The 20,768-nt window shown below is 43.2% G+C and carries 20 protein-coding genes and 1 pseudogene; 12 read left to right on the plus strand and 9 right to left on the minus strand.

The genetic code is table 11. The features are described 5' to 3' along the window. From HXY43_RS08660 to HXY43_RS08675, 4 genes and pseudogenes are all read left to right on the plus strand, one after another. Positions 1-86: pseudogene (locus HXY43_RS08660) on the plus strand (IS200/IS605 family transposase); the annotation flags it as partial. 237 nt (positions 87-323) lie between these two features. Next, positions 324-2,015 (plus strand): TrkA family potassium uptake protein, encoded by a 1,692-nt coding sequence (locus HXY43_RS08665; protein ID WP_290882273.1) that lies wholly within the window; start codon positions 324-326, stop codon positions 2,013-2,015. Between the two features lie 65 nt (positions 2,016-2,080). Continuing rightward, positions 2,081-2,290 carry a 2-oxoisovalerate dehydrogenase E1 subunit beta gene (locus HXY43_RS08670; protein WP_290882275.1) on the plus strand — a complete coding sequence of 70 codons (210 nt, stop codon included), beginning with the start codon at positions 2,081-2,083 and terminating at the stop codon, positions 2,288-2,290. After that, entirely contained in the window at positions 2,287-2,529 is a 243-nt protein-coding gene (locus tag HXY43_RS08675) for a type II toxin-antitoxin system HicA family toxin (RefSeq protein WP_290882277.1), read from the plus strand. Before HXY43_RS08670 ends, HXY43_RS08675 begins: the two co-directional genes overlap by 4 nt. A 158-nt stretch (positions 2,530-2,687) precedes the next feature. Here the strand turns inward: HXY43_RS08675 and HXY43_RS08680 are convergent, their stop codons facing one another. From HXY43_RS08680 to HXY43_RS08690, 3 genes are all read right to left on the minus strand, one after another. Then, positions 2,688-3,119, minus strand: a complete 432-nt coding sequence (locus HXY43_RS08680; RefSeq protein ID WP_290882280.1) for an archease — start codon at positions 3,117-3,119, stop codon at positions 2,688-2,690. An 85-nt stretch (positions 3,120-3,204) separates the two neighbouring features. Continuing rightward, entirely contained in the window at positions 3,205-4,089 is an 885-nt protein-coding gene (locus HXY43_RS08685; protein WP_290882283.1) for a GTP-binding protein, read from the minus strand. Positions 4,090-4,314: 225 nt separating this feature from the next. Next, positions 4,315-5,775: an RtcB family protein gene (locus HXY43_RS08690; protein ID WP_367161473.1), complete on the minus strand. Its 1,461-nt coding sequence runs from the start codon at positions 5,773-5,775 to the stop codon at positions 4,315-4,317. 227 nt (positions 5,776-6,002) lie between these two features. Between HXY43_RS08690 and HXY43_RS08695 the strand changes: the two genes are divergently transcribed. Further along, positions 6,003-6,320 carry a methyltransferase domain-containing protein gene (locus tag HXY43_RS08695; RefSeq protein ID WP_290882288.1) on the plus strand — a complete coding sequence of 106 codons (318 nt, stop codon included), beginning with the start codon at positions 6,003-6,005 and terminating at the stop codon, positions 6,318-6,320. Positions 6,321-6,409: 89 nt separating this feature from the next. On the opposite strand, the gene HXY43_RS08700 is transcribed toward HXY43_RS08695, so the two are convergent. Together HXY43_RS08700 and HXY43_RS08705 are read right to left on the minus strand one after the other, a co-directional pair. Next, entirely contained in the window at positions 6,410-7,363 is a 954-nt protein-coding gene (locus HXY43_RS08700; RefSeq protein WP_290882290.1) for a heme o synthase, read from the minus strand. Positions 7,364-7,753: 390 nt separating this feature from the next. Then, complete coding sequence (locus tag HXY43_RS08705) at positions 7,754-8,737, minus strand: heme A synthase (RefSeq protein WP_026732109.1); 984 nt, start codon at positions 8,735-8,737, stop codon at positions 7,754-7,756. Between the two features lie 1,068 nt (positions 8,738-9,805). Here HXY43_RS08705 and HXY43_RS08710 point away from each other — a divergent pair. The 5 genes from HXY43_RS08710 to HXY43_RS08730 all read left to right on the plus strand — a co-directional run bounded on the left by HXY43_RS08710 (position 9,806) and on the right by HXY43_RS08730 (position 15,859). Beyond that, on the plus strand, positions 9,806-9,973 hold the full coding sequence (locus tag HXY43_RS08710) for a hypothetical protein (protein WP_290882295.1): 168 nt from the start codon (positions 9,806-9,808) through the stop codon (positions 9,971-9,973). A gap of 317 nt (positions 9,974-10,290) precedes the next feature. Then, positions 10,291-11,901, plus strand: coding sequence for an NAD(P)H-quinone oxidoreductase subunit 4 (locus HXY43_RS08715; RefSeq protein WP_290882298.1), 1,611 nt, complete (start codon positions 10,291-10,293; stop codon positions 11,899-11,901). Between the two features lie 334 nt (positions 11,902-12,235). Beyond that, a complete protein-coding gene (locus HXY43_RS08720; RefSeq protein ID WP_290882301.1) occupies positions 12,236-13,321 on the plus strand; it encodes a cytochrome c oxidase subunit II in 1,086 nt (361 codons plus the stop codon). Positions 13,322-13,407: 86 nt separating this feature from the next. Next, positions 13,408-15,153: a cytochrome c oxidase subunit I gene (gene ctaD, locus HXY43_RS08725; RefSeq protein WP_290882304.1), complete on the plus strand. Its 1,746-nt coding sequence runs from the start codon at positions 13,408-13,410 to the stop codon at positions 15,151-15,153. Between the two features lie 82 nt (positions 15,154-15,235). Then, positions 15,236-15,859 carry a heme-copper oxidase subunit III gene (locus HXY43_RS08730; protein WP_290882306.1) on the plus strand — a complete coding sequence of 208 codons (624 nt, stop codon included), beginning with the start codon at positions 15,236-15,238 and terminating at the stop codon, positions 15,857-15,859. 347 nt (positions 15,860-16,206) lie between these two features. Here HXY43_RS08730 and HXY43_RS08735 read toward each other — a convergent pair whose 3' ends face one another. From HXY43_RS08735 to HXY43_RS08750, 4 genes are all read right to left on the minus strand, one after another. Beyond that, a complete protein-coding gene (locus HXY43_RS08735; RefSeq protein WP_290882308.1) occupies positions 16,207-16,503 on the minus strand; it encodes a hypothetical protein in 297 nt (98 codons plus the stop codon). A 689-nt stretch (positions 16,504-17,192) separates the two neighbouring features. Continuing rightward, positions 17,193-18,272, minus strand: a complete 1,080-nt coding sequence (locus tag HXY43_RS08740; RefSeq protein WP_290882311.1) for a WD40 repeat domain-containing protein — start codon at positions 18,270-18,272, stop codon at positions 17,193-17,195. A gap of 154 nt (positions 18,273-18,426) precedes the next feature. Further along, positions 18,427-18,729 carry a hypothetical protein gene (locus HXY43_RS08745; protein WP_026732102.1) on the minus strand — a complete coding sequence of 101 codons (303 nt, stop codon included), beginning with the start codon at positions 18,727-18,729 and terminating at the stop codon, positions 18,427-18,429. A gap of 333 nt (positions 18,730-19,062) precedes the next feature. After that, complete coding sequence (locus HXY43_RS08750) at positions 19,063-19,236, minus strand: chlorophyll a/b-binding protein (protein WP_290882312.1); 174 nt, start codon at positions 19,234-19,236, stop codon at positions 19,063-19,065. A 162-nt stretch (positions 19,237-19,398) separates the two neighbouring features. Here HXY43_RS08750 and HXY43_RS08755 point away from each other — a divergent pair, with 162 nt between their 5' ends. Next, positions 19,399-19,539 (plus strand): hypothetical protein, encoded by a 141-nt coding sequence (locus HXY43_RS08755; protein WP_290882314.1) that lies wholly within the window; start codon positions 19,399-19,401, stop codon positions 19,537-19,539. A gap of 131 nt (positions 19,540-19,670) precedes the next feature. Further along, complete coding sequence (gene ald, locus HXY43_RS08760) at positions 19,671-20,759, plus strand: alanine dehydrogenase (protein ID WP_026732100.1); 1,089 nt, start codon at positions 19,671-19,673, stop codon at positions 20,757-20,759. Positions 20,760-20,768: the final 9 nt, after the last annotated feature.

Raw genomic sequence — 20,768 nt, forward strand, 5'->3', positions numbered from 1 at the left:
GTCCCAGTTATTTTGCGGTGTCTGTAGGGGGTGCGCCAATAGAAGTCTTGAAGGAGTACATTAGGAATCAAGAAAAGCCGTCCTAGAAGGACGGGGCTTGTATCCCATTCTTTTGGTCATTGGTCATTAGTTAGTAGTTAGTAGTTAGTGGTTAGTAGTGGATTGTTACAACCAACGAATTACAAATGACTAATGACAAAGGACTAATGACTTCTATTTATCGTGTTTTCAGCTACAGTTCTACTCTTGAGAATCAGGCAAGAATTTAAATTAGTATTTTTATTTAACCATGCAGCTTTTTCTGCACATCATGCTGCTGATTCATGAAACCTCGAATCATTGTCTGTGGTTTAGGACGCACTGGATATAAAGTCTTTCGTTTGCTGAGACAGCAGGGGGCATTAGTCGTCGGCATTCATTATCAACCAATTCCAGGCGAACGAGCAGGAGATGTAATTGTCGGCGATCTGCACGCAGCCAGTACCCTGAAAGCAGCTGGCATTCAGCAGGCGCACACCCTTGTAATCGCTGGGGGTGACGATGCACTCAATTTGCGAATTATGATGCAAGCGCGGGTGCTCAATCCCCGCATTCGGATTATCAACCGCTTCTTTAACACCAGCTTAGGAGAACGTCTGGATCATGCGGTGTCAGACCATTTGACTATGAGTGTTGCTGGATTGGCAGCACCTGTATTTACGTTTGCAGCATTGGGAAGCCAAGCCATCGGACAAATCAAGCTGTTTCAGCAAACTTGGCCGATTCACGAAGAACATATTGATGAAAATCACCCGTGGTTGGGACGCAAACTGAGTGAATTGTGGAGCGACCGGACGCGGATGCTGATTTACTATATGCCAGCAGAGGGTGAAGTAGATTTAGTTTCGGCGGTAGTAACAGGACACAAATTAAAAGTAGGCGATCGCTTAATCGTTGGTACTCAGCCGCGCACGCGCTGCATCCGCAGATCGATGATTGCCAAAATCCTCAAAGTTCTTACTAGCCTGCGGCAGTTTAAAAAACATGCTGAAGCAGTAGTAGTAATGTCTGTGGTGCTGCTGGTGATTATTGCGATCGCCACACTCATCTATACTTCTACTGATAAAGCCGTTTCCATCATCGATGCTCTCTATTTTGCCGTCGGTATGCTGACAGGAGCAGGCGGTAATGAAAAAGTTGTAGAACAAGCTCCCATCAGCATTAAATTATTTACCGTATTGATGATGCTGTTAGGGGCTGCGGTAATAGGTCTTTTCTACGCACTACTCAATGATTTTGTCTTAGGCACTCGCTTCAAACAATTTTTGGATGCAACCCGGATTCCCCACCGCCATCATTACATAGTCTGTGGTTTAGGAGGTATCGGTATCAAAATTGCCGAGCAACTCCACGCCAGTGGACATGAAGTCATCGTCATTGAGCGTGACACTAACAATAGATTTGTCAACACAGCGCGGGGATTAGGTATTCCAGTAATTCACGGTGATGGCAGCTTTGCCGCAATTCTCAAAGCCAGTAATTTAGAGAATGCTGCGGCATTGATTGCTGTCACCAGCGACGATGCCACAAATATGGAAATAGCTCTCAAAGTCAAAGCTATCACACACAAAGTACCAGTAATAGTCCATTACGCCGATCCGGACTTTGCCCGCATGGCGCAACAAGTGTTTGACTTTGAAGCAGTCCTCAGCCCCGCCGAACTCGCCGCCCCAGCTTTTGCCGCCGCCGCCCTAGGCGGACGCATCCTCGGCAATGGCATCACAGCCGATAGCCTTTGGGTAGCATTTGCAACATTAATTACCCCTTCCCATCCCTTTTGCGGTCAGCGCGTGAAACAAGCAGCTATGGATGCTGACTTTGTACCTTTGTACGTAGAAACGAATAACCAAGAAATTCACGGCTGGGATTTACTGGATATTAACCTTAGCGCTGGTGATATTTTGTACCTAACAATGCCAGCAAATCGCCTGCATCAATTGTGGCGTTATACACCGTCGCAGGTGATGGTGAGTTGAAATTTTTTGATGTCAAGGCTGGCTGCTGTAAAATTTAGTAGTTAGAAAAAGCATAAGCTGTGAAAATGACAGAAATTGTTTTTTTAGTTGAAGATGATCCAGATGGTGGTTACACTGCTAGGGCTTTAGGTGAATCTATTTTCACTCAAGCTGATGATATGGAAACCTTGCGAGAAATGGTGCGCAATGCTGTTCAATGCCATTTTCCCGATCAACAAACCCGTCCTAAAATTATTCGTTTGCATATAGTCCGAGATGAGGTAATTGCTTCTTGAAGCTCCCACGAGATTTATCTGGTACAGAATTAGTAAAAGCTCTTGCTCGGCTTGAATACGAGATCAGTCATCAGACAGGTAGCCATATTCGCCTAACTACTCAACGCAATGGTGAACATCACATCACAGTTCCAGCCCATGACCCTATCAAGATAGGCACACTTAACGCCATAGTGAAAGATGTAGCTAGCCACGCTGGTTTAAGCCGTAATGAATTACTGGAGGTTCTCTTTGGATAATCGCTAGCAGGCGACTTCTTTTTTAAGATTTAGGTTGATCTATAGCGTTTATTAAGCAACTGAGGTACACCTAAATCTTTTTTACCAAGGTTAGTAGTTTTGAAAACGTACCTCACCAGGTCGGAAACCGCTATATAGTTTTCATCTAACCGTTTAAACTAAATATCAAGAATTACCATCGCCATCCAACCATCATTGGTTTTTTGTAATTGAAACTGATGTAAAGTCACAGCTTTCACATCTACTAACTGTTGATGACGTTGAGGGTCAAGTTTTTCTCCTTGGAGGATAGCAGTAAGGTGGTGTTTACCATCTTTATCTTCAAAATTAATTTGCTGCGTCCGTAACAAAAGTTGTTCGCTATCTTTGTAATAAATAAGTTCTTGAATAAAGTTGAACAGCAATAGGTCTAATTCTTCATTTTCCAAACTGATATTTCGCGTCTGTCGTGGTTCTATCGATTCCAAATTTTCAATCATAATGCTGATTGTCGCATCACCTGCCGCTTTAAAAATCTCCGGTAAATCTTTTCCCCAAGCGCGAAAGGCAATATCAGCAGTAGCAACATCTTCGAGAAATTCGTAGGACATAACAACACTTCATCTTGTGTCCAAGTTATTTGTGTAATTCATTACTGTGTGGAGGATGGCTCTATTTATATGGTAAATGAGTTGTTTATCGCTCACACAATTTTAATCTATCAATAATTTCTGCTTTTTTTAAACTCAAATTTTTGCCAATAAAAACTAATTCTGTGGCCTCCTGTGTAAACGGCTCTAATTCCCAACGCCCAGCTACAAAGTTAAATAAATACACGCTTTTAGGAAAGCGGATAAATCCTTTCGCTCTATAAACATCCGGTTCCAAACTATCAGCAAATTCCTCAAAACATTGGCGATTAAAAGTAGCAGGCGAACTGTAACTAAATGATTCAAACTCTGGCTGATGAACGTGGTGTGGTGGTGCTTGTACTCTTTCTCTGGCGATACCAAATAGCAAGTCGGGATCTACCTGACCTCGCACGGTATGCAAAATCGAAGCAATTTCGTTAATCGAATGTAATTTTTTTTCTATCGCTTGCAACTCACTTTTAGAAACTAAATCAACCTTATTCAGGAGGATAGTGTCTGCTGCTTCAATTTGGATGCGGGTAGTATGACCAACAGAAGGATATTTAATCATTGCATCGGCATCAATAACTGTAATCACTCCATCCAGCCGCACTCTCTGCAAACTTTCTTGAATATCAAAAACCAAAGCATCGGGTTCTGCAACTCCGGTTGTTTCCACCACGATGTAATCTGGGTCAACGTTATCGATAATTTCATTCACGGCGGCTTCAAATTCACCCAGCAGCGAACAGCAAACACAACCACCACCTAAATCCGCCATCTGCACATTTTTACCTTGAATGATTTTGGCATCAATGGCAATTTCGCCAAATTCGTTCATCAAAATCGCGATTTTTTTGGGGAAAGTTTCGAGAATGTGACGCAGCAGTGTTGTTTTGCCGCTTCCTAACGGCCCAGTAATTACTGTTAGTGGTGTGCGGATCTGCATAAGTTCGCTCCAACTCTTCTATCAGTCCAGCGATTTAATTAGTATCCCTTCCAAATTCAAAAATCACCTTCAAATAAAAATTCTTCTTGATCGTAATATTTAATCATCAAGTTTTTAGTTGTTTCAAAACTCTGCGTTCCTCTGCGTTAAACTTTGCGTGCCTCTGCGTTTACATTCTAATCTTCAATTCACTACGAATTAATGCAAAGCTGCACCAAGCATAAGCTAGCCTTTAATATTCCCAATCGGAGTCAACCGTGCTACCCGCTTGCTAATCCCGGCTAATTCCGCTGCTTCGATGACATCATCAATATCTTTGTAAGCTCCACCTGCTTCCTCTGCTAATCCGGAGTAGGAGGTACTGCGGACATAAATCCCTCGGCTTTCCATTTCTTTTAGGAGTTTTTCTCCCCGATAGATTTTTCGTGCCTTTGTCCTACTCATCGTGCGTCCGCTACCGTGAGCAGTGCTGAAGAAAGTTTGCTCACCACTGGGTACACCCACCAAGATATAAGAGCCTGTTTCCATACTGCCGCCAATAATCACTGGCTGACCAATGTTTTTATACCTTTCAGGCACATCTCTCATCCCAGGAGCAAAAGCACGAGTTGCGCCTTTGCGGTGAACAAGTAGCGATCGCTCTTTACCATCTACAACATGCTGCTCTAATTTAGCGGTATTATGGGCGACATCATATACCATGTGCATACCCAAATTTTGGGGCGATCGCCCAAGAATTTCTGAAAACACTTCTCGAATCCGGTGCAAAATCACTTGACGATTAGCAAACGACATATTGATGCCGCATTTCATCGCCGCAAAATAATCTTGACCTTCGGGAGAGTCAAAAGGCGCACAGGCTAATTCTCGATCCAAAATTTTGATTCCGTACTTAGTTTCCATCACCTTCAAGAAGATTTGCAGATAGTCGGTTGCTACTTGATGACCAAATCCCCGACTTCCGCAGTGAAACATCACCACCACTTGATTAGGAATAGTAATTCCCAAACTCTGGGCTAATTCCTGGTTAAAAATATTCTCTGGTCGAGCAACTTGAATTTCTAAATAGTGATTGCCAGATCCCAAAGTACCGATTTGGTTGAAACCTCTATCAATCGCCTTTTCACTAATTTTGGCAGAATCAGCACCTTTAATGCAGCCGTTTTCTTCTATCAGTTCTAAATCTTCTTCCCAACCGTAATCATTACGGATGCACCATTGTGCGCCTTCTTCCACTACTTTGCGAAACTCATTCCGTGAAATTTTTACAAAACCAGTGCTTCCTACCCCAGCAGGAACCCTTTCGTACAGCCTATCTACCAACTTTTTCACATAGGGTTTCACTTCATCGTAGGTGAGGTTTGTTACGACTAAGCGCATACCGCAATTGATATCGAAACCGATACCGCCAGGAGAAATCACACCCCCTTGTTCCACATCCATCGCCGCCACACCACCAATCGGAAAACCATAACCAAAGTGTCCGTCAGGCATACACAAAGCGTACTTAGTTATGCCTGGAAGTGTAGCTACATTAGTGACTTGGTCATAAACAGCGTCGTCTAATTCCTGAATTAACTTTTCTGTTCCATAAATGCGGGCAGGAACGCGCATTCCCTGTTTATAAGAAACCGGAATTTCCCAGATAGTGTCAGAAATTCTGTTTAAAACTTCTATCATTGCCATATCAAATACTCCCGCACTTTGTTCAGTGTCTGCTGTCAGCAAAGAGTTGTTGCCACAAAATCCCATTGGTTCGTGGCGGGAGTCTCAAAATTTGCTGATAAACTATTGCATGTATAGATTTGAGCATAAAGTTTCTGCTTGGCTGAAACCTCTGTCTAAAGAAATGCCTCAGATGAACTCAGCCTGTTAGTTATGCTTATGCCTGTCAGCAAAATAATCAAAATGACATGCACAACAGCCAATACGAACAACAATACAAACAAGAAGTAATTGATTTTTTTAACAGTAGAACAAGCTACGACAATGATTACACCACCATTCGCCGTACTCTTCCTTTATTAGAACTAGCTCAACTACAAAAAGGACAAAAAGTTCTGGATTTAGCAACTGGCACAGGTATCATTGCCATTGCTGCTGCACAAATTGTTGGATCGGAAGGGAAAGTAATTGGAGTAGATTTTTCATCAGGAATGCTTGAGCAAGCACGACGAAAGATTGAAGAATTAGGTTTGCAAAATTCGGATAAGACCAAAAACCTTGTGTAGAGACGCGAAATTTCGCGTCTCTACTGTATTTACAGCATGAAAAAACCGGGTTCTTCAGATAAAACCCGGTTTTTTCCAGCCAGCTAACTTCAGCTGAGAAAATGTAACTGACTAACCACAAAACTAATTACATGATGAGTAAAAGGTAGGCTATCAACCACCATACCCAAACACAACAGCATCATGTAAGAAATTGAATAGAGAAACACCCCTCTTGCTAGATTGCGATCCTCTGGGTTTTGCATTAGCTGCCAAGCTTTGTAAATAAATACTCCCCCCAGATACAGGGCGATCGCACAATAAACAAATCCTGTTTGCTGCAACGGATAAACCAACATCAGCGTTGCTGCTACCGTAATCAGCATATACCACCAAATCTGCCGCACTGTCGCGAGATTCCCTGCTACCACTGGTAGCATGGGCACACCAACTTTTGCGTAATCGTCCCGAATCATCAAGGCCAGCGCCCAAAAGTGGGGTGGTGTCCACAGGAAGACTATTGCAAATAACAACCATGCTGTCCAGCTAAGCGTACCCGTGACAGCTGCCCAACCAACCAGTGTAGGAATTGCTCCTGCTGCTCCACCAATAACGATATTTTGAGTGCTGTGACGCTTTAGCCAATGAGTATAAACTAATACGTAAAATCCAATACCAGACATTGCCAGTAAAGCGGCTAGCAAGTTGGCAAACACCGACAGCAAAGTAAAAGAAGCAACAGCCAGAGCGATCGCGAAAATCAGAGCATCACGCAATTGAATCCTACCCGAAGGGATGGGACGGTGGCGGGTACGTTCCATCTCATAATCAATATCTCGGTCATAGATACAGTTAACTGTCTGGGCACTAGCAGCGGCCAAAGTGCCACCAACGAGAGTTACTAGCAATAGCATTGGGTCTACTTGTCCCTTTGCTGCTATCCACATACTCCCAGCTGTAGTGATTAAGAGTAATGGAATAATCCTGGGTTTAGTTAGCTGGTAGTAGCTTTGGAGAATTTGCAGAATTGATTCATGCTGCTTAGAGACATTAGTCTCAATCATCTTGGCACTATTTCCTTATTGTTCAACAAATTTTAGGCTGCCGCTGCTTTATCTAGCTCTTTTGAGCCTAAATAAATACAGATTTGTCGCCTGTAAAAGTGATAGTACTTGCCAAACTTAATTAGCCAGAAACTGTCACAATTACCCGTGTACGGGAAGGCGTTACGCATCTACGCCTGATGACACTAGGCGGTTTGTCTAGCATCAAACTTGAGTCCCAGAAAACGCAAGCAATTCGTTTATAGCCGCGACTTCTATTCACTCAAGATTGCTAGTAGATGCGATCCCCGGTTTTTAATCTCTGTTTAATCCCCTGATTTCCTAGCCCGCCTCGTGGGCTTTGTTGGTGTAGCAGCAGATGACCGTCGCTAGGGCAAAGAGGGAGTAAAATTAGGTCTTAACTCCTGATGCTTGTTTGCCAACAGCAGTGACTGTATCAGCATCAGAGTAAGCATTAATACCAATATTCATTGCCCGATCGCGCAGCGAGAGAACAGTGAAAACGACTAAAGTACCTAGCAAAGCCGCTCCTATAGCTTGGTGAGAGACTGTCAGCGGCTCAACTTGGAGATGCAACCGGAAAGTAGCAAATCCCAAGAGAATTTGTAAACTCAACAATCCACCAGCCATATTAGCCAGTCTTCGCAAAGCTGGATGCAGTGCTGGTGTCCGCCAAGCTAGAAATACAACAGCCAATGTTGCTACCGTTGGCGGGATCAAGCCAAAGATGTGACTGTACATCACATTACACAATTGATAACCCGCAAAGCATTGGTGTAATGCCCAACGAGATCCAACTAAAGCACCGAGAAGACTCTGCACGTAGACAAAAATAGCAGCTGTTAAACCCACCCAAGGCAATTTACCAACTGTTCCAGTACCTTGGTAAGGGGTGATTGCAGAGCCAATCGCTAGTAGAGTCGAGAAAAACAACAGAGCTGTTCCCAAGTGAGCGGTAACAATATCAAACCGTAACAGTTCGGTAACAGTGAGTCCGCCTAACACACCTTGAAAGACAATCAAAAATAGGGCAAATGTAGATGCCCAAGGTAGCCAGTTTGGTAGAGAGCGACGATTCCACCAAGACATTCCCACGAGAGCGATCGCGCTGACTCCGATCAATGCGGCATCCAACCTGTGAAACCACTCCAGGAAAACCTGGAAATTCATTTGTTTAGTTGGCACCAGTTCTCCATAGCACAAAGGCCAGTCTGGGCAAGCCAATCCTGCATTCATCACGCGGGTGGCACTGCCTATCGCCATCAAAATTAAGGTGGCTATGCACATTCTCCACACTAGGCGACGAATTCGATCCTTTGGCTTTTGCTGTTCAACTGCCGTTAAATTTTGTTGTTCTAGGACAAATTCGCTCATGAAAGATACCTTTTGCCTGCTCTTCGTGAGCTATGAAATTTCCAACGTTTGTTAGTACTGAACGGACACGTTGACGGCAGTCGCTACAACGGAGGAAACCTCCAAAGGCGCGCTGCCTCCCCAACGGGGTGAACCCCCGCACGCAAGTGTCCTCCCCATATCCACCCTAGCGTAATAAATTTTAGGTGAGATATCGGCTCTCATTTATACTTTGAATCACCTTCACGAAATTGAGCCTGAAGCTTTAGAGATTTTTCAGATTTTTAGGGGTCTTATGACTGACATTTTCTGTAATGTCTAGTTTTTCCCTAAATTATTGATCTGTTGGCAGCACATTAACAGCAGCTTATCTTTCCTTAAAGCTATCACAAGGAGAGTGCTAATCAGCAGCGCACTCTTTATATAGTTTGTCTACACAGAACTTTCATAAAGCTGCTATTGAGTATTCCGTGGATAAAATTTAGTTCCTGATTTGCTTGTAAGCCTTTCCACATCTAACTTTTAACTTACAAATTTTGTGGATGAAGTTGTTGCTATGAGAATTTTTAAACAGAAATTAGATGACCAAAGCATAAAATCATCAAAATCCCTTGACCAGTAGAAGTTAAGGTTTTTACTAGGCAATTGTGACTATTATCATTTCCAGAAATTACCCATCTTGTCACTGCTTTGTCACTTTTTTGTCATCTTTATGCCACTATTTTGATACGGCTTTGTCACTAGTTTGAATTTAAATTCATAGAATATTCACAAACAAATAGGCAATAAATTGACTAATTAAATCAAACATCAATGCATTCATACGAAATGTATTAAATAGAGAATTAATTAGTCAAATGATATCTTGCACGCTTATGCAATATCCAGGAGGCAAAGCCTCCAAATCATCGTTACCAGATTCAACCTGGTAACTAGATATTAAAGCCTCTGGCTCTCCCACTCGAATTGTGCAAGGTGTGAATCAATGCTGATTTGAAGCGCTTTGTTTGTGCCGTCTATCTTGTACTCACTTTATTACTTGTCCAAACAAAGACTCGCAAGGAAATAGAAAACTAAGTAGGAAATCTAATGATGATGAATAGCAACTTTGAGTTAGGAGCAGCCCAAGTAAATTCAATGACTTACGAAGTAATTGTTGAAGTAGGAGGTGAGATATTTGTGATGGAAAGGAGCGTGTGTTTAAACAAGCAAAACAAGGTCAATATTGCCTACAAATCTGAAATTTTCAAATCATAATTCATCAAGAATAGTTTTTGTGGTTGTTGGCAGTTGATTAGCAGCACAAACAGCAATCAATAACCTTTCGCGGCCAGTTGCACTCTGCGGGCGTCTACATGAGGGAAAGACGATGGCGCTTAAAGTTCGGACACAGAAGAATCCCGAAGCGAGTATGCGCCTCCTCTATGTGCGAACGCTATACGGTAAGACAGCACTGGCTCACCAACAACCTGAAGGCAATAACTCGCAAATCATGTTCGAATCTGGGACTGCTTTACCAATCCGCATCAGTCTTATCTGTATCTTCAATCATTAGTGAGCACCCAAAATAAATCATGAGTTTTCAAGTTCCCTGGTTAACAACCATAATCCTCTTACCCTTGGTGGCTGCTTTAGCCATTCCTCTGATTCCAGATAAAGAAGGCAAAACAGTCCGGTGGTATGGTCTGGGAGTAGCACTAGCAGACTTCGCCTTAATGATTTGTGCCTTTTGGTATCACTATGATTTTCAAAGTTCTGCATTCCAACTGGTAGAAAAATATGCTTGGATACCGCAGCTGGGTTTGAACTGGTCTGTAGCAGTCGATGGTTTGTCAATGCCACTGGTACTGCTAACAGGCTTAATTAATACCCTCGCAATCTTCGCAGCTTGGAAAGTGACCAACAAGCCGCGTTTGTTTTATGGTTTGATGCTGGCGTTGTACAGCGCCCAGATCGGCGTGTTTGTCGCCCAGGATTTACTCTTGTTCTTCTTAATGTGGGAACTCGAATTGGTGCCTGTGTACCTGTTGATTTCCATCTGGGGAGGACAAAAGTGCCGCTACGCAGCTACTAAGTTCATTCTCTACACTGCCCTTGCTTCAATATTTATCCTGGTAGGGGCTTTTGCAATGGCATTCTCCGGAGACACCATCAGCTTCGATATGGCGACTCTAGGAATGAAGCAATATCCCCAAGCCTTGGAACTTCTCGTTTATGCCGGTTTCTTAATTGCCTTTGGTGTCAAGCTGCCAATTTTCCCTCTCCACACTTGGTTGCCCGATGCTCACGGTGAAGCTCCCGCAGCCGGTTCGATGATTTTGGCTGGTGTGTTGTTAAAAATGGGTGGTTATGCGCTCATCCGCATCAACATGGAGATGCTGCCCAACGCTCACGTTTATTTTGCCCCAGTCTTGGTGATTTTGGGTATAGTCAACATTATTTACGGTGCTTGTTGTGCCTTCGCTCAGACTAATCTCAAACGGTGCTTAGCTTACTCTTCGATCGCCCACATGGGATTTGTGCTGATTGGTATCGCTTCCTATACAGAATTGGGGATGAGCGGTGCTGTACTGCAAATGATTTCCCACGGTTTGATTGCTGCTAGTTTGTTCTTCCTCTCTGGTGTAACCTATGAGCGCACCCACACCTTGATGATGGATGAAATGGGTGGTATGGGTAAGGTAATGCCCAAATCCTTTGCTCTGTTTACCGCTGGTGCAATGGCTTCTCTGGCATTACCAGGAACAAGTGGCTTTGTGGGTGAGTTGATGGTATTCCTGGGTATTGCCACCAGTGATGTTTACAGTTCCAGTTTCAAAGTTGTAGTTGTGCTACTCTCTGCTGTGGGTGTGATTTTGACACCGATTTATCTACTGTCGATGCTAGGTCAAGTATTCTACGGCAAACAGAGTACACAGCTACATCTGGATGCATTTGTACCCGATGTTAAACCCCGCGAACTGTTTATCACCGCTTCTCTATTGCTTCCCATCATCGGTATCGGCTTGTATCCCAAATTGGTGACACAAACTTATGATGTCAAGACTGTAGAAGTTGCCGCTCATGCTCGCCAGTATCAATCAGTTGTAGCCCAACAGCAGCCTTCAAGTCTGTACTCCCGTATTTTTCCAGCCCCAACTCTGGCTAGTTCTGATATTAAAGAGTCAGTAGTTTTTGCTGAGTAAATATCTGTCCTGCAAAAGGTGGTACAACAAATAACTGTAGGAAAATAATGTAGGAGCGATCGCCCGATTGCTCCTATACTTGCTGGCATAATTAGAGAATAAGCTACTCTGTGCTATACAGAATTTTGACTATGGCAACCAAAAAGATAAAATTATGCCATGTCTTTTTGCGTAGTCGCTAAAGTGGGAGTTGCAGACTACCTGAAGATTAGACCGTCAAACAAAAAAAAACATAAAAATTTTACGCTGTTACTCTCCATGTCTTTTAGGGTGGACTACCGTAGTAAGTGAGCAGTTCTGTCCAACGTAGTAAAGTCATTAACCCTAATTAACCGTGAAAATTCCAAGTTCAATCTGGACACTACTCATTGGCATCCTGCTGACACTGGTCAGCCTCTGGTACGGTCAAAATCATGGCCTCTTGCCAACAGCAGCCTCCGATGAAGCTTTATTGGTGGACGGTCTATTCAACACAATGATGATCGTATCCACAGGTATATTTTTGATTGTCGAAGGCGGTTTGATCTACTCCGCCATTAAATATCGTCGGCGTGCAGGTGACGATCAAGACGGCCCGCCTGTTCATGGAAACGTACCGCTAGAAATCCTCTGGACAGCGATTCCGGCTATTATCGTCCTTGGTATTTCTGTATACAGTTTCGATGTTTACAACTCAATAGGCGGTTTTAGTCCCCATGCCGTACACGAAGCCCCCATTGCCTCACAAGCAATGAAAATGCCAGGGGCAGCTATAGCGGCAACTTTAACTGATACACCTCCCAGCACTGAACTGAACCTCAATCAGGAAAAGTCTGATGAGGCAATGCAAGACCCAGCCACAGCCGCAGTCCGCAATGCCGATCAAATTCCCCAAAAGCAAAATGCTCCTGGTGTCGGGAGTGTTGCTCCCACGATTGATCCTGTTCCTGGAAAAGAAGGTCAACCACCTGCACTTGTAGTTAACGTTACAGGTTTGCAGTATGCTTGGCTTTTCACCTATCCTGAAACAGGTATAACCACTGGTGAACTGCATGTCCCCATCGGGCGTGAAGTGCAAATTAATATGACAGCGAACGATGTCATCCATGCTTTTTGGGTGCCCGAGTTTCGCCTCAAACAAGATGCAATCCCTGGTCGGCAAAGCGAGATTCGCTTTACGCCCAACAAAGAAGGTAGTTATGCGCTGATCTGTGCGGAACTGTGCGGTCCCTACCACGGTGCGATGAGATCGCAAGTTGTGGTAGAGAAACCAGAAGCTTTTGAGGCGTGGATGCAAGAACAGCAGGTTGCAAGTAATGACACCCTTAATCAAGCAGTTGCTGTCAACCCTGCGGAACTATCCCCAGCTGAATTTCTTGCCCCATACACCCATGACATAGGAATTCAGTCAGAAACGCTACATCAACTTCACAACAAATAGTCAACAGTCCAGAGTCAAGAGTCAAAAGTAATGACCTATTGACCATTGACTAATGACTATTGACCATTGACTAATGACTAAGACTTATGACACAAGCACAAGTACAAGAAACAGCAAATATCCCTGCTCAGGCTGAAGAACCAGGGATAAGAAAATGGTGGGAATACTTTACCTTTAACACTGACCACAAAGTTATTGGCATTCAATACTTAGTCAGCACCTTCATCTTTTACTGTATTGGTGGGGTGATGGCTGACTTGGTGCGTACGGAACTGCGAACACCAGAAGTAGATTTTGTTACCCCGGAAGTCTACAACAGCTTGTTTACACTGCACGCCACAATCATGATTTTCTTGTGGATCGTGCCAGCAGGTGCGGGTTTTACTAACTATGTCCTTCCCCTGATGATTGGAGCAAAGGATATGGCATTTCCCCGCCTGAATGCCTTGGCATTTTGGATTCTTCCCCCAGCTGGTTTGATGCTGATTGCCAGTTTAGCTGTGGGTGATGCACCAGACGCAGGTTGGACTTCTTACCCTCCCCTCAGCTTGGTGACAGGTCAGGTGGGTGAGGGAATTTGGATTATGAGTGTCCTGTTGTTGGGCACATCATCCATCCTTGGGGCAATCAATTTTTTGGTAACACTCCTTAAAATGCGTACCCCTGGCCTGGGGTTCAATCAATTGCCCTTGTTCTGCTGGGCAGCTTTTGCTACTTCCGCACTGGTGCTGGTATCTACGCCAGTACTCGCCGCAGGGCTAATTCTGCTTGCCTTTGATTTGTTCGCGGGTACAACGTTTTTTAACCCCACTGGTGGTGGCGATCCCGTAGTTTACCAGCATATGTTCTGGTTCTACTCCCACCCAGCGGTTTACATCATGATTTTGCCCTTCTTTGGGGTAATTTCTGAAGTGATCCCCGTTCACTCCCGCAAACCGATTTTTGGCTATAAAGCGATCGCCTACTCCAGTCTTGCCATCAGCTTTTTAGGCTTAATCGTCTGGGCGCACCACATGTTCACCAGTGGTATCCCCGGTTGGTTGCGGATGTTCTTCATGATCACGACGATGATCATCGCCGTACCCACGGGTATTAAAATTTTCAGTTGGATGGGAACCCTCTGGGGTGGCAAACTTCACCTTGAACGCCCTGCCTTGCTGTTTGCGATCGGCTTTGTTGGCACTTTTGTCATTGGCGGTATCAGTGGCGTTATGTTGGCAGCAGTGCCCTTTGATATCCATGTCCACGACACTTACTTTGTTGTGGCGCACCTGCATTACGTTCTGTTTGGTGGTAGTGTTTTGGGCATTTATGCTGGCTTCTACCACTGGTTCCCGAAAATGACAGGACGGATGCTCAACGACTTTTGGGGACAAGTTCACTTTGCTTTAACTATTGTCGGTTTAAATATGACCTTCTTACCCATGCATAAGCTGGGAATGCTGGGTATGAACCGCCGTATCGCCCAGTATGACCCCAAATTCGCGTTACTTAACGAAATCTGTACCTATGGCTCTTACATACTGGCGGTTTCAACACTGCCCTTCATCGTCAACGTAATTTGGAGTTGGATGTACGGGCCCAAGGCTGGTAACAATCCTTGGAAGGCGCTGACTCTAGAGTGGATGACTACCTCACCACCAGCAATTGAGAATTTTGACAAACCTCCAGTATTAGCCACCGGGCCCTACGATTACGGCTTGGAAAAAGCTAAAGAGGGCGTGCCTTTATCTGACGCCGATCCAGCTGTGTCTGCTGGTTCTAACTCCGTCTTGCGTGCTGAACCTGACGAACCCTATCCATCTATTGCTGCCGAGAAAGGCGAACGCTAAATAAAGGATGAATTATGAATTATGAATTCAGCATTCATAATTCATAATTCATAATTCACAATTCATAATTCAAAAAAGATTCATGAGTCAACAAACAATTGACCCAGCAAAAACAGCCCTGAATTACCACCACACAGCAGAAGCTGTTGCTCATCACGAAGAACATCCAGATCATCGTCTCTTTGGGCTAATTGTGTTCCTAATTGCCGAAGGGATGATTTTTATGGGTCTGTTCGGAGCATATCTAGCTTTCCGTTCTACATTACCTGCTTGGCCCCCAGAAGGCACTCCAGAATTAGAACTGCTGCTTCCTGGAATCAACACTATAAACCTGATTTCTAGCAGTTTTGTCATCCACAATGCTGATACCGCCATCAAAAAGAACAATGTGCGGGGTATGCAAATGTGGTTTGCAATTACTGCCGTGATGGGGATTATTTTCTTGGCAGGGCAGCTGTATGAATACTACCACCTGGAATTTGGTCTGACTACCAACTTATTTGCCAGTGCATTTTTCGTTTTGACAGGCTTCCACGGACTGCACGTTACCATTGGTGTGTTAGCAATTCTGGCTGTGTTGTGGCGATCGCTCAAACCCGGCCACTACAGCAAAGAAAAGCACTTTGGTATAGAAGCCGCCGAAATCTATTGGCACTTTGTTGACGTCATTTGGATCATTCTGTTCGGATTGCTGTATATTCTTTGAGTATTACTTTTTACTCTACCCTCTTCTTCAACCCCCTCAGGGGGTTTTTTATTAGAATTACGTAGCTGGTATATGCTAAATTCGCTTGATAAAGTCTCTTTTTCATAGCCCCAGGCTTCTAGCCTGTGAGAAAAAAGAGGTATTGAATGTGGATTTAGTATTAAAAAAAGTAAAAAACCCGTCCAAGCGGGTTTTAGCTTTAGCCCAGAAGAATAACGAGGATAAGTCATGCAAGAGGCCTCAGTTGGATTGACTAATTTTTAAAAGCAAAATTATCAAAACCAACACAATTCCTCTAACTGTTAACAACAGTGGTAGCAACTGGTATTTTCCAGCAGCATTTTCTCTTAGTATGCTTGGAAGTCTCTGTAGTGGTCTTGTTTGACTTCCTTTTGGTGATTTATATACGTGTATTGTTTTCCTCCGGGTATATCAGTAACTTTTGTTACTCCTTGCTGCTTTTCATCTGAAGGCTTAGTAGTCCCAAAACTAAGTTTCCAAACATCAAAGTCACCAAAACCAGCAAAAAAATCAGAGGAGAAAGATCCTCCCGAGATTTTCTCGCTCTCATCGTTACTCAGTTCCTCAAAAATCAAACCTGTTGCTTTAATTTCAGCAATCTCTAAGTGAAATGGATGTCTCATAGTAGACTCCTCAAAATTCAAAATCTTTTCAAGTCTTAGAAATTTTCCTGAGACAGACTAGAGTTTATATTTCTAACCTAATAAAACTTTAATCGCAGCAAATAAATATTTCCAGAAAAATTGAGTAATTTTAGGTACATAAAAATGAATGTTATATTTCATTTTTCAGAAAAGTCTATTTCACGTAATAGTAAATAATCAAATAGTTAGAAAGCAGGAGACAGAAGAGAAAAGCTGCTTCCTGAAAAGGTTTCACTGATTGGCATTTGACGTTTAATTATGCCCGCCTACTTAGCTTTATAAATAGTTTTTTAATTACATGTATTTAAAAAATACAGAGATATTTATCAATCAAATTTTTAATTATTTTTATATTTTAGATAACCTTTTCTTAACCATAGAGGATATATGAGAAGTATCAAATATTTTGCTTGATACCCCCTAGAATGTCGATTTAGTATTCAGAAATTGTCTCTATGGTTGAGGACAAGGGAGAGGGGGAAAAGCGGATGAGGAGGACACGGGGACAGGTCGAGAGTTTCCGATCATTTCTCCGCGTCTCCCAACGCTAGTCCGCCTAAATCGGGGAACCCACCGATGCGGTTGGATCTCCAACCAGTTGGTAGTCAACAGAATAATGATTTACTTGGTTTGACCAATCATTCCGAGCAGGGTACAAGCCCCCAGATTTATCTGTGGAGCCAATCCACCCATCCAAAATCCAAAATCGGATGACTGCGCCAAATCATAATTTTTTTGTCGTATCCGCCACTGGCAAGCATTTGTCCATCAGGGCTAAAAGCGATCGCACTTACCCAATCAGTATGTCCGTCAAGTGTATTGAGTAATTTTCCTGTTGTCAAATCCCATAATTTTACTATGCCTTGTTTGCCACCACTAGCTAAAATACGACCATTTGGATTGATAGCGATCGCATTGATCCAATCTCTGTGACTCATCCAGTTTTTGTCTGCTGTGAGAGTACTAACTAAATCTCCAGTTTTGGCATTCCAAAGTTTAATTGTGCCATCATGACTAGCAGTAACTAGAGTTTGATCATCTGGTGTGAAAGCTATACCGCTAATTACTTTAGTATGGGCTGTAAACTCACGGATAAGTTGACCAGAATTCAAATTCCACAGTTTCACCATACCTTTAGTGTCACCACTGGCGAGGATTTGACCACCAGGACTAATCGCTATTTTAGAGATGTTGTTGTAGTGTACTAAAGTAGCCAACGGCCGCTGTTGAATCAAATCCCATAGGCGAATGCCATCTAAACCACCACTGGCGAGAATTTTCCCATCAGGAGTTACAGCTAGAGATAGCACGTTACTGCTATGCCCGATAAAGGAACGGCTAAATTTATTGGTTTTTAGGTTCCAAAGATTAATGGTGTAATCATTACTACAGCTAGCTAGAGTTAGACCATTTGGGGAAATCAGCACTGATTCAACGGTTGTTTTTTGGGCTTTGCGAATGATTCCAATTCGTTTGCCTGTTTTTGCACTCCACAAACGGATGACACCATCGTTTTCTGAACCGCCGCTAACAAGAGTTTGGTTATCAGGAGCGAATGCTAGAGATTTAACGCTTCCCGAATGTTCTTTGAGTATATAAACTAACTGGGGATTAACAAGAGTATTAGTAGCTTGGGAGTTAGGTTTAACATCAAATTCAACATCAGCAGGAGTTGCAGACGGTGTTTGCAATAACACAGCTATACTCACAACACCTGCTAGCAAGTATTTATTGTAACTAATATTCATGGGCGATCACTTAATACCTACTTTCAGTTGTAGGGCAAGAAAACATCGACCCACAAGCGTAAAAATAGGAATTTAGCGATGCTCCGCAAATTCCCTAGTCTCAAATCTAAAACGCAAAGCGTCCTGAGCAAAAAGAAGGATCTAAATCCAAAATCTACTGAGGTGGCTTTTTCTTGGAAATGCTCAACATTGGTAAAGTTGGGCTGGAAGAGTGGGAAGGTAAGTAATGTTGTACCACAGGCTCATCAGGTATGGGACGACGCTGTTGACTGCGCCAAAATTTAAATAAAAGCGTCATCCCTGCTGTTCCCAAGCCAAAAGCAAACAAAGACCATTTGTCGTCAAATCCACCGATCAGTGCATCTACCACTCCTATCGTAATTAATACACTGATTAAGGGTTCTTTTCGGTAGGCAGACTTTAAAAATCGAGGCAATACAGCATTTACAGCATTCATCACAGCTTGGTTTATTTTAGTTCACCTTTGTGTAAAATTACTGAGAATCCCTCACCCGCAACTGCTGCCCTGAATCAGGGCATATAAACATTATAATTTTATTTAGTTAGGTAAGAACACTACTGTAAAGTACTTCTAAGTGGCTTCCGGAGAGTGAGTAAAAAAGTAAACATCAGCAAGGTTAGCCATCGGATCGCAGTAAGTCATTTTAGGAATTAATCATGAAAACAAATTAGCAAAGTTGTAATACCCGAAACCAGCTGGAATATCCAGCTGGCTAGAATTTCTTTCATCGCTAACTTGCAATAAGCACAGCAGTGCTTTTTGAGAAGCTTACTTCAGACCGAGCCATGATAACACACCTTTGTCGGTGACATACTCTATCACCACCATCAGGATAAAGCCAATCATTGCAGCTCTACCATTCAAGCGCTCGGCGTATTCGTTAAATCCAAATTTTGGCTCTTCTAGCTTAGGTGTAAGGCTTGGCTGTGGTTGTGTAATCATTTGGGAAAACCTCTTGTTGAGAAATGAAAATTAGTAGATGCTTTGATAGCCATGCAAATTGAGCTATATAGCTCAATTACAGTTTTACGTTTTTTTACTATTCTTAATATATTTTAGAAAGACTCTGGAAATCGTCAAGAATAAAAGTTTGAAGTACAGTAGATGGTGTCAAAACAAGAAAATACCATCTTTTTGGAAGAATGCAACATAATAGTTGTACCAAAAGGCAGAGAAAACTCTGTTGTGGCTTCTGCCAATCGGAAGTTTCGTGAGGCAAAAGACAGAAGGCAGCAAGGCAGTTAGGAAGTTATGCTGTGATTATTAGTTGCAACTATCTCAAAACTGATATCAGGTAAATTCGTAGTCTCTGATTCAACAGATCGGGGATAAGACTGACAAACTAAAGCTAAACAAAAATTAATTAGGGGCAGTAAATGGATATAGGTGTTCCCAAAGAAACTAAGGATCAAGAGTTTCGAGTTGGGTTGAGTCCTTCTAGTGTTAGGGTACTAAAAGAAAGCGGTCATGCTATCTTTGTGGAAACTCAAGCAGGCGCTGCTGCTGGATTTACGGATGATGATTACAAAATGGCAGGTGCGGAAATCGTCCCATCTCCAGAAGCTGCCTGGAATCGAGAGTTAGTGATCAAAGTCAAGGAGCCGCAAATTTGGGAGTATAAATTTTTGCAAAAAGGACAAATATTATTTACATATTTACACTTAGCGGCTGACCGGAAGTTGACCGAAAATTTAATTGATTGTGGCGTATGTGCGATCGCCTACGAAACAGTCGAACAACCTGGTGCGAACAGGTTACCCTTGCTAACACCGATGAGCATTGTTGCTGGTCGGTTGGCAGTGCAGTTCGGAGCAAGATTCTTAGAACGCCAGCAAGGTGGTAGAGGAGTGCTCTTAAGCGGGGTTCCTGGAGTTAGACCCGGCAGAGTAGTGGTTTTAGGTGGCGGCGTAGTTGGTACAGAAGCCGCTAAAATTGCCGTCGGTATGGGAGCTAGCGTTCAGATTTTGGATGTCAACGTAGAACGCTTAGGCTACTTAGAAACCTTATTTGGTTCAAGAGTGGAACTGCTTTACAGTAACTCTGCTCATATTGAAGCAACCGTCCGCGAAGCAGACCTACTGATTGGTGCGGTTTTGGTGACGGGGCGGAGAGCACCTGTGCTTGTATCTCGGGAGTTTGTTAAACAGATGCGACCTGGTTCGGTAATAGTTGATGTAGCTGTTGACCAAGGTGGTTGTGTGGAAACCATGCACGCTACAACTCATACCAACCCAGTTTATCTAGAAGAAGGTGTATTACATTACGGCGTTCCTAATATGCCAGGGGCAGTTCCTTGGACGGCAACTCAGGCACTCAACAACAGTACTCTACCATATGTAGTGCAATTAGCAAATCAGGGAATAGGGGCACTCAAAACTAACCCTGCATTAGCTAAGGGTGTGAATGTGCAAAATCATCGCTTGGTACATCCCGCCGTACAAGAGATGTTTCCTGATTTGGTTTAGGAATTGTTG

This window comes from Fischerella sp., assembly GCF_013388695.1.
Taxonomy (GTDB): domain Bacteria; phylum Cyanobacteriota; class Cyanobacteriia; order Cyanobacteriales; family Nostocaceae; genus PCC9605.

Coding starts and splice junctions, on each gene's coding strand:
- ald (WP_026732100.1), top strand. CDS start 19,671: ATGGATATAGGTGTTCCCAAAGAAACTAAGGATCAAGAGTTTCGAGTT.
- HXY43_RS08665 (WP_290882273.1), top strand. CDS start 324: ATGAAACCTCGAATCATTGTCTGTGGTTTAGGACGCACTGGATATAAA.
- HXY43_RS08740 (WP_290882311.1), bottom strand. CDS start 18,272: ATGAATATTAGTTACAATAAATACTTGCTAGCAGGTGTTGTGAGTATA.
- HXY43_RS08735 (WP_290882308.1), bottom strand. CDS start 16,503: ATGAGACATCCATTTCACTTAGAGATTGCTGAAATTAAAGCAACAGGT.
- ctaD (WP_290882304.1), top strand. CDS start 13,408: ATGACACAAGCACAAGTACAAGAAACAGCAAATATCCCTGCTCAGGCT.
- HXY43_RS08750 (WP_290882312.1), bottom strand. CDS start 19,236: ATGATTACACAACCACAGCCAAGCCTTACACCTAAGCTAGAAGAGCCA.
- HXY43_RS08745 (WP_026732102.1), bottom strand. CDS start 18,729: ATGAATGCTGTAAATGCTGTATTGCCTCGATTTTTAAAGTCTGCCTAC.
- HXY43_RS08710 (WP_290882295.1), top strand. CDS start 9,806: ATGATGATGAATAGCAACTTTGAGTTAGGAGCAGCCCAAGTAAATTCA.
- HXY43_RS08680 (WP_290882280.1), bottom strand. CDS start 3,119: ATGTCCTACGAATTTCTCGAAGATGTTGCTACTGCTGATATTGCCTTT.
- HXY43_RS08670 (WP_290882275.1), top strand. CDS start 2,081: ATGACAGAAATTGTTTTTTTAGTTGAAGATGATCCAGATGGTGGTTAC.
- HXY43_RS08690 (WP_367161473.1), bottom strand. CDS start 5,775: ATGGCAATGATAGAAGTTTTAAACAGAATTTCTGACACTATCTGGGAA.
- HXY43_RS08730 (WP_290882306.1), top strand. CDS start 15,236: ATGAGTCAACAAACAATTGACCCAGCAAAAACAGCCCTGAATTACCAC.
- HXY43_RS08705 (WP_026732109.1), bottom strand. CDS start 8,737: ATGAGCGAATTTGTCCTAGAACAACAAAATTTAACGGCAGTTGAACAG.
- HXY43_RS08755 (WP_290882314.1), top strand. CDS start 19,399: ATGGTGTCAAAACAAGAAAATACCATCTTTTTGGAAGAATGCAACATA.
- HXY43_RS08700 (WP_290882290.1), bottom strand. CDS start 7,363: ATGATTGAGACTAATGTCTCTAAGCAGCATGAATCAATTCTGCAAATT.
- HXY43_RS08715 (WP_290882298.1), top strand. CDS start 10,291: ATGAGTTTTCAAGTTCCCTGGTTAACAACCATAATCCTCTTACCCTTG.
- HXY43_RS08685 (WP_290882283.1), bottom strand. CDS start 4,089: ATGCAGATCCGCACACCACTAACAGTAATTACTGGGCCGTTAGGAAGC.
- HXY43_RS08695 (WP_290882288.1), top strand. CDS start 6,003: ATGCACAACAGCCAATACGAACAACAATACAAACAAGAAGTAATTGAT.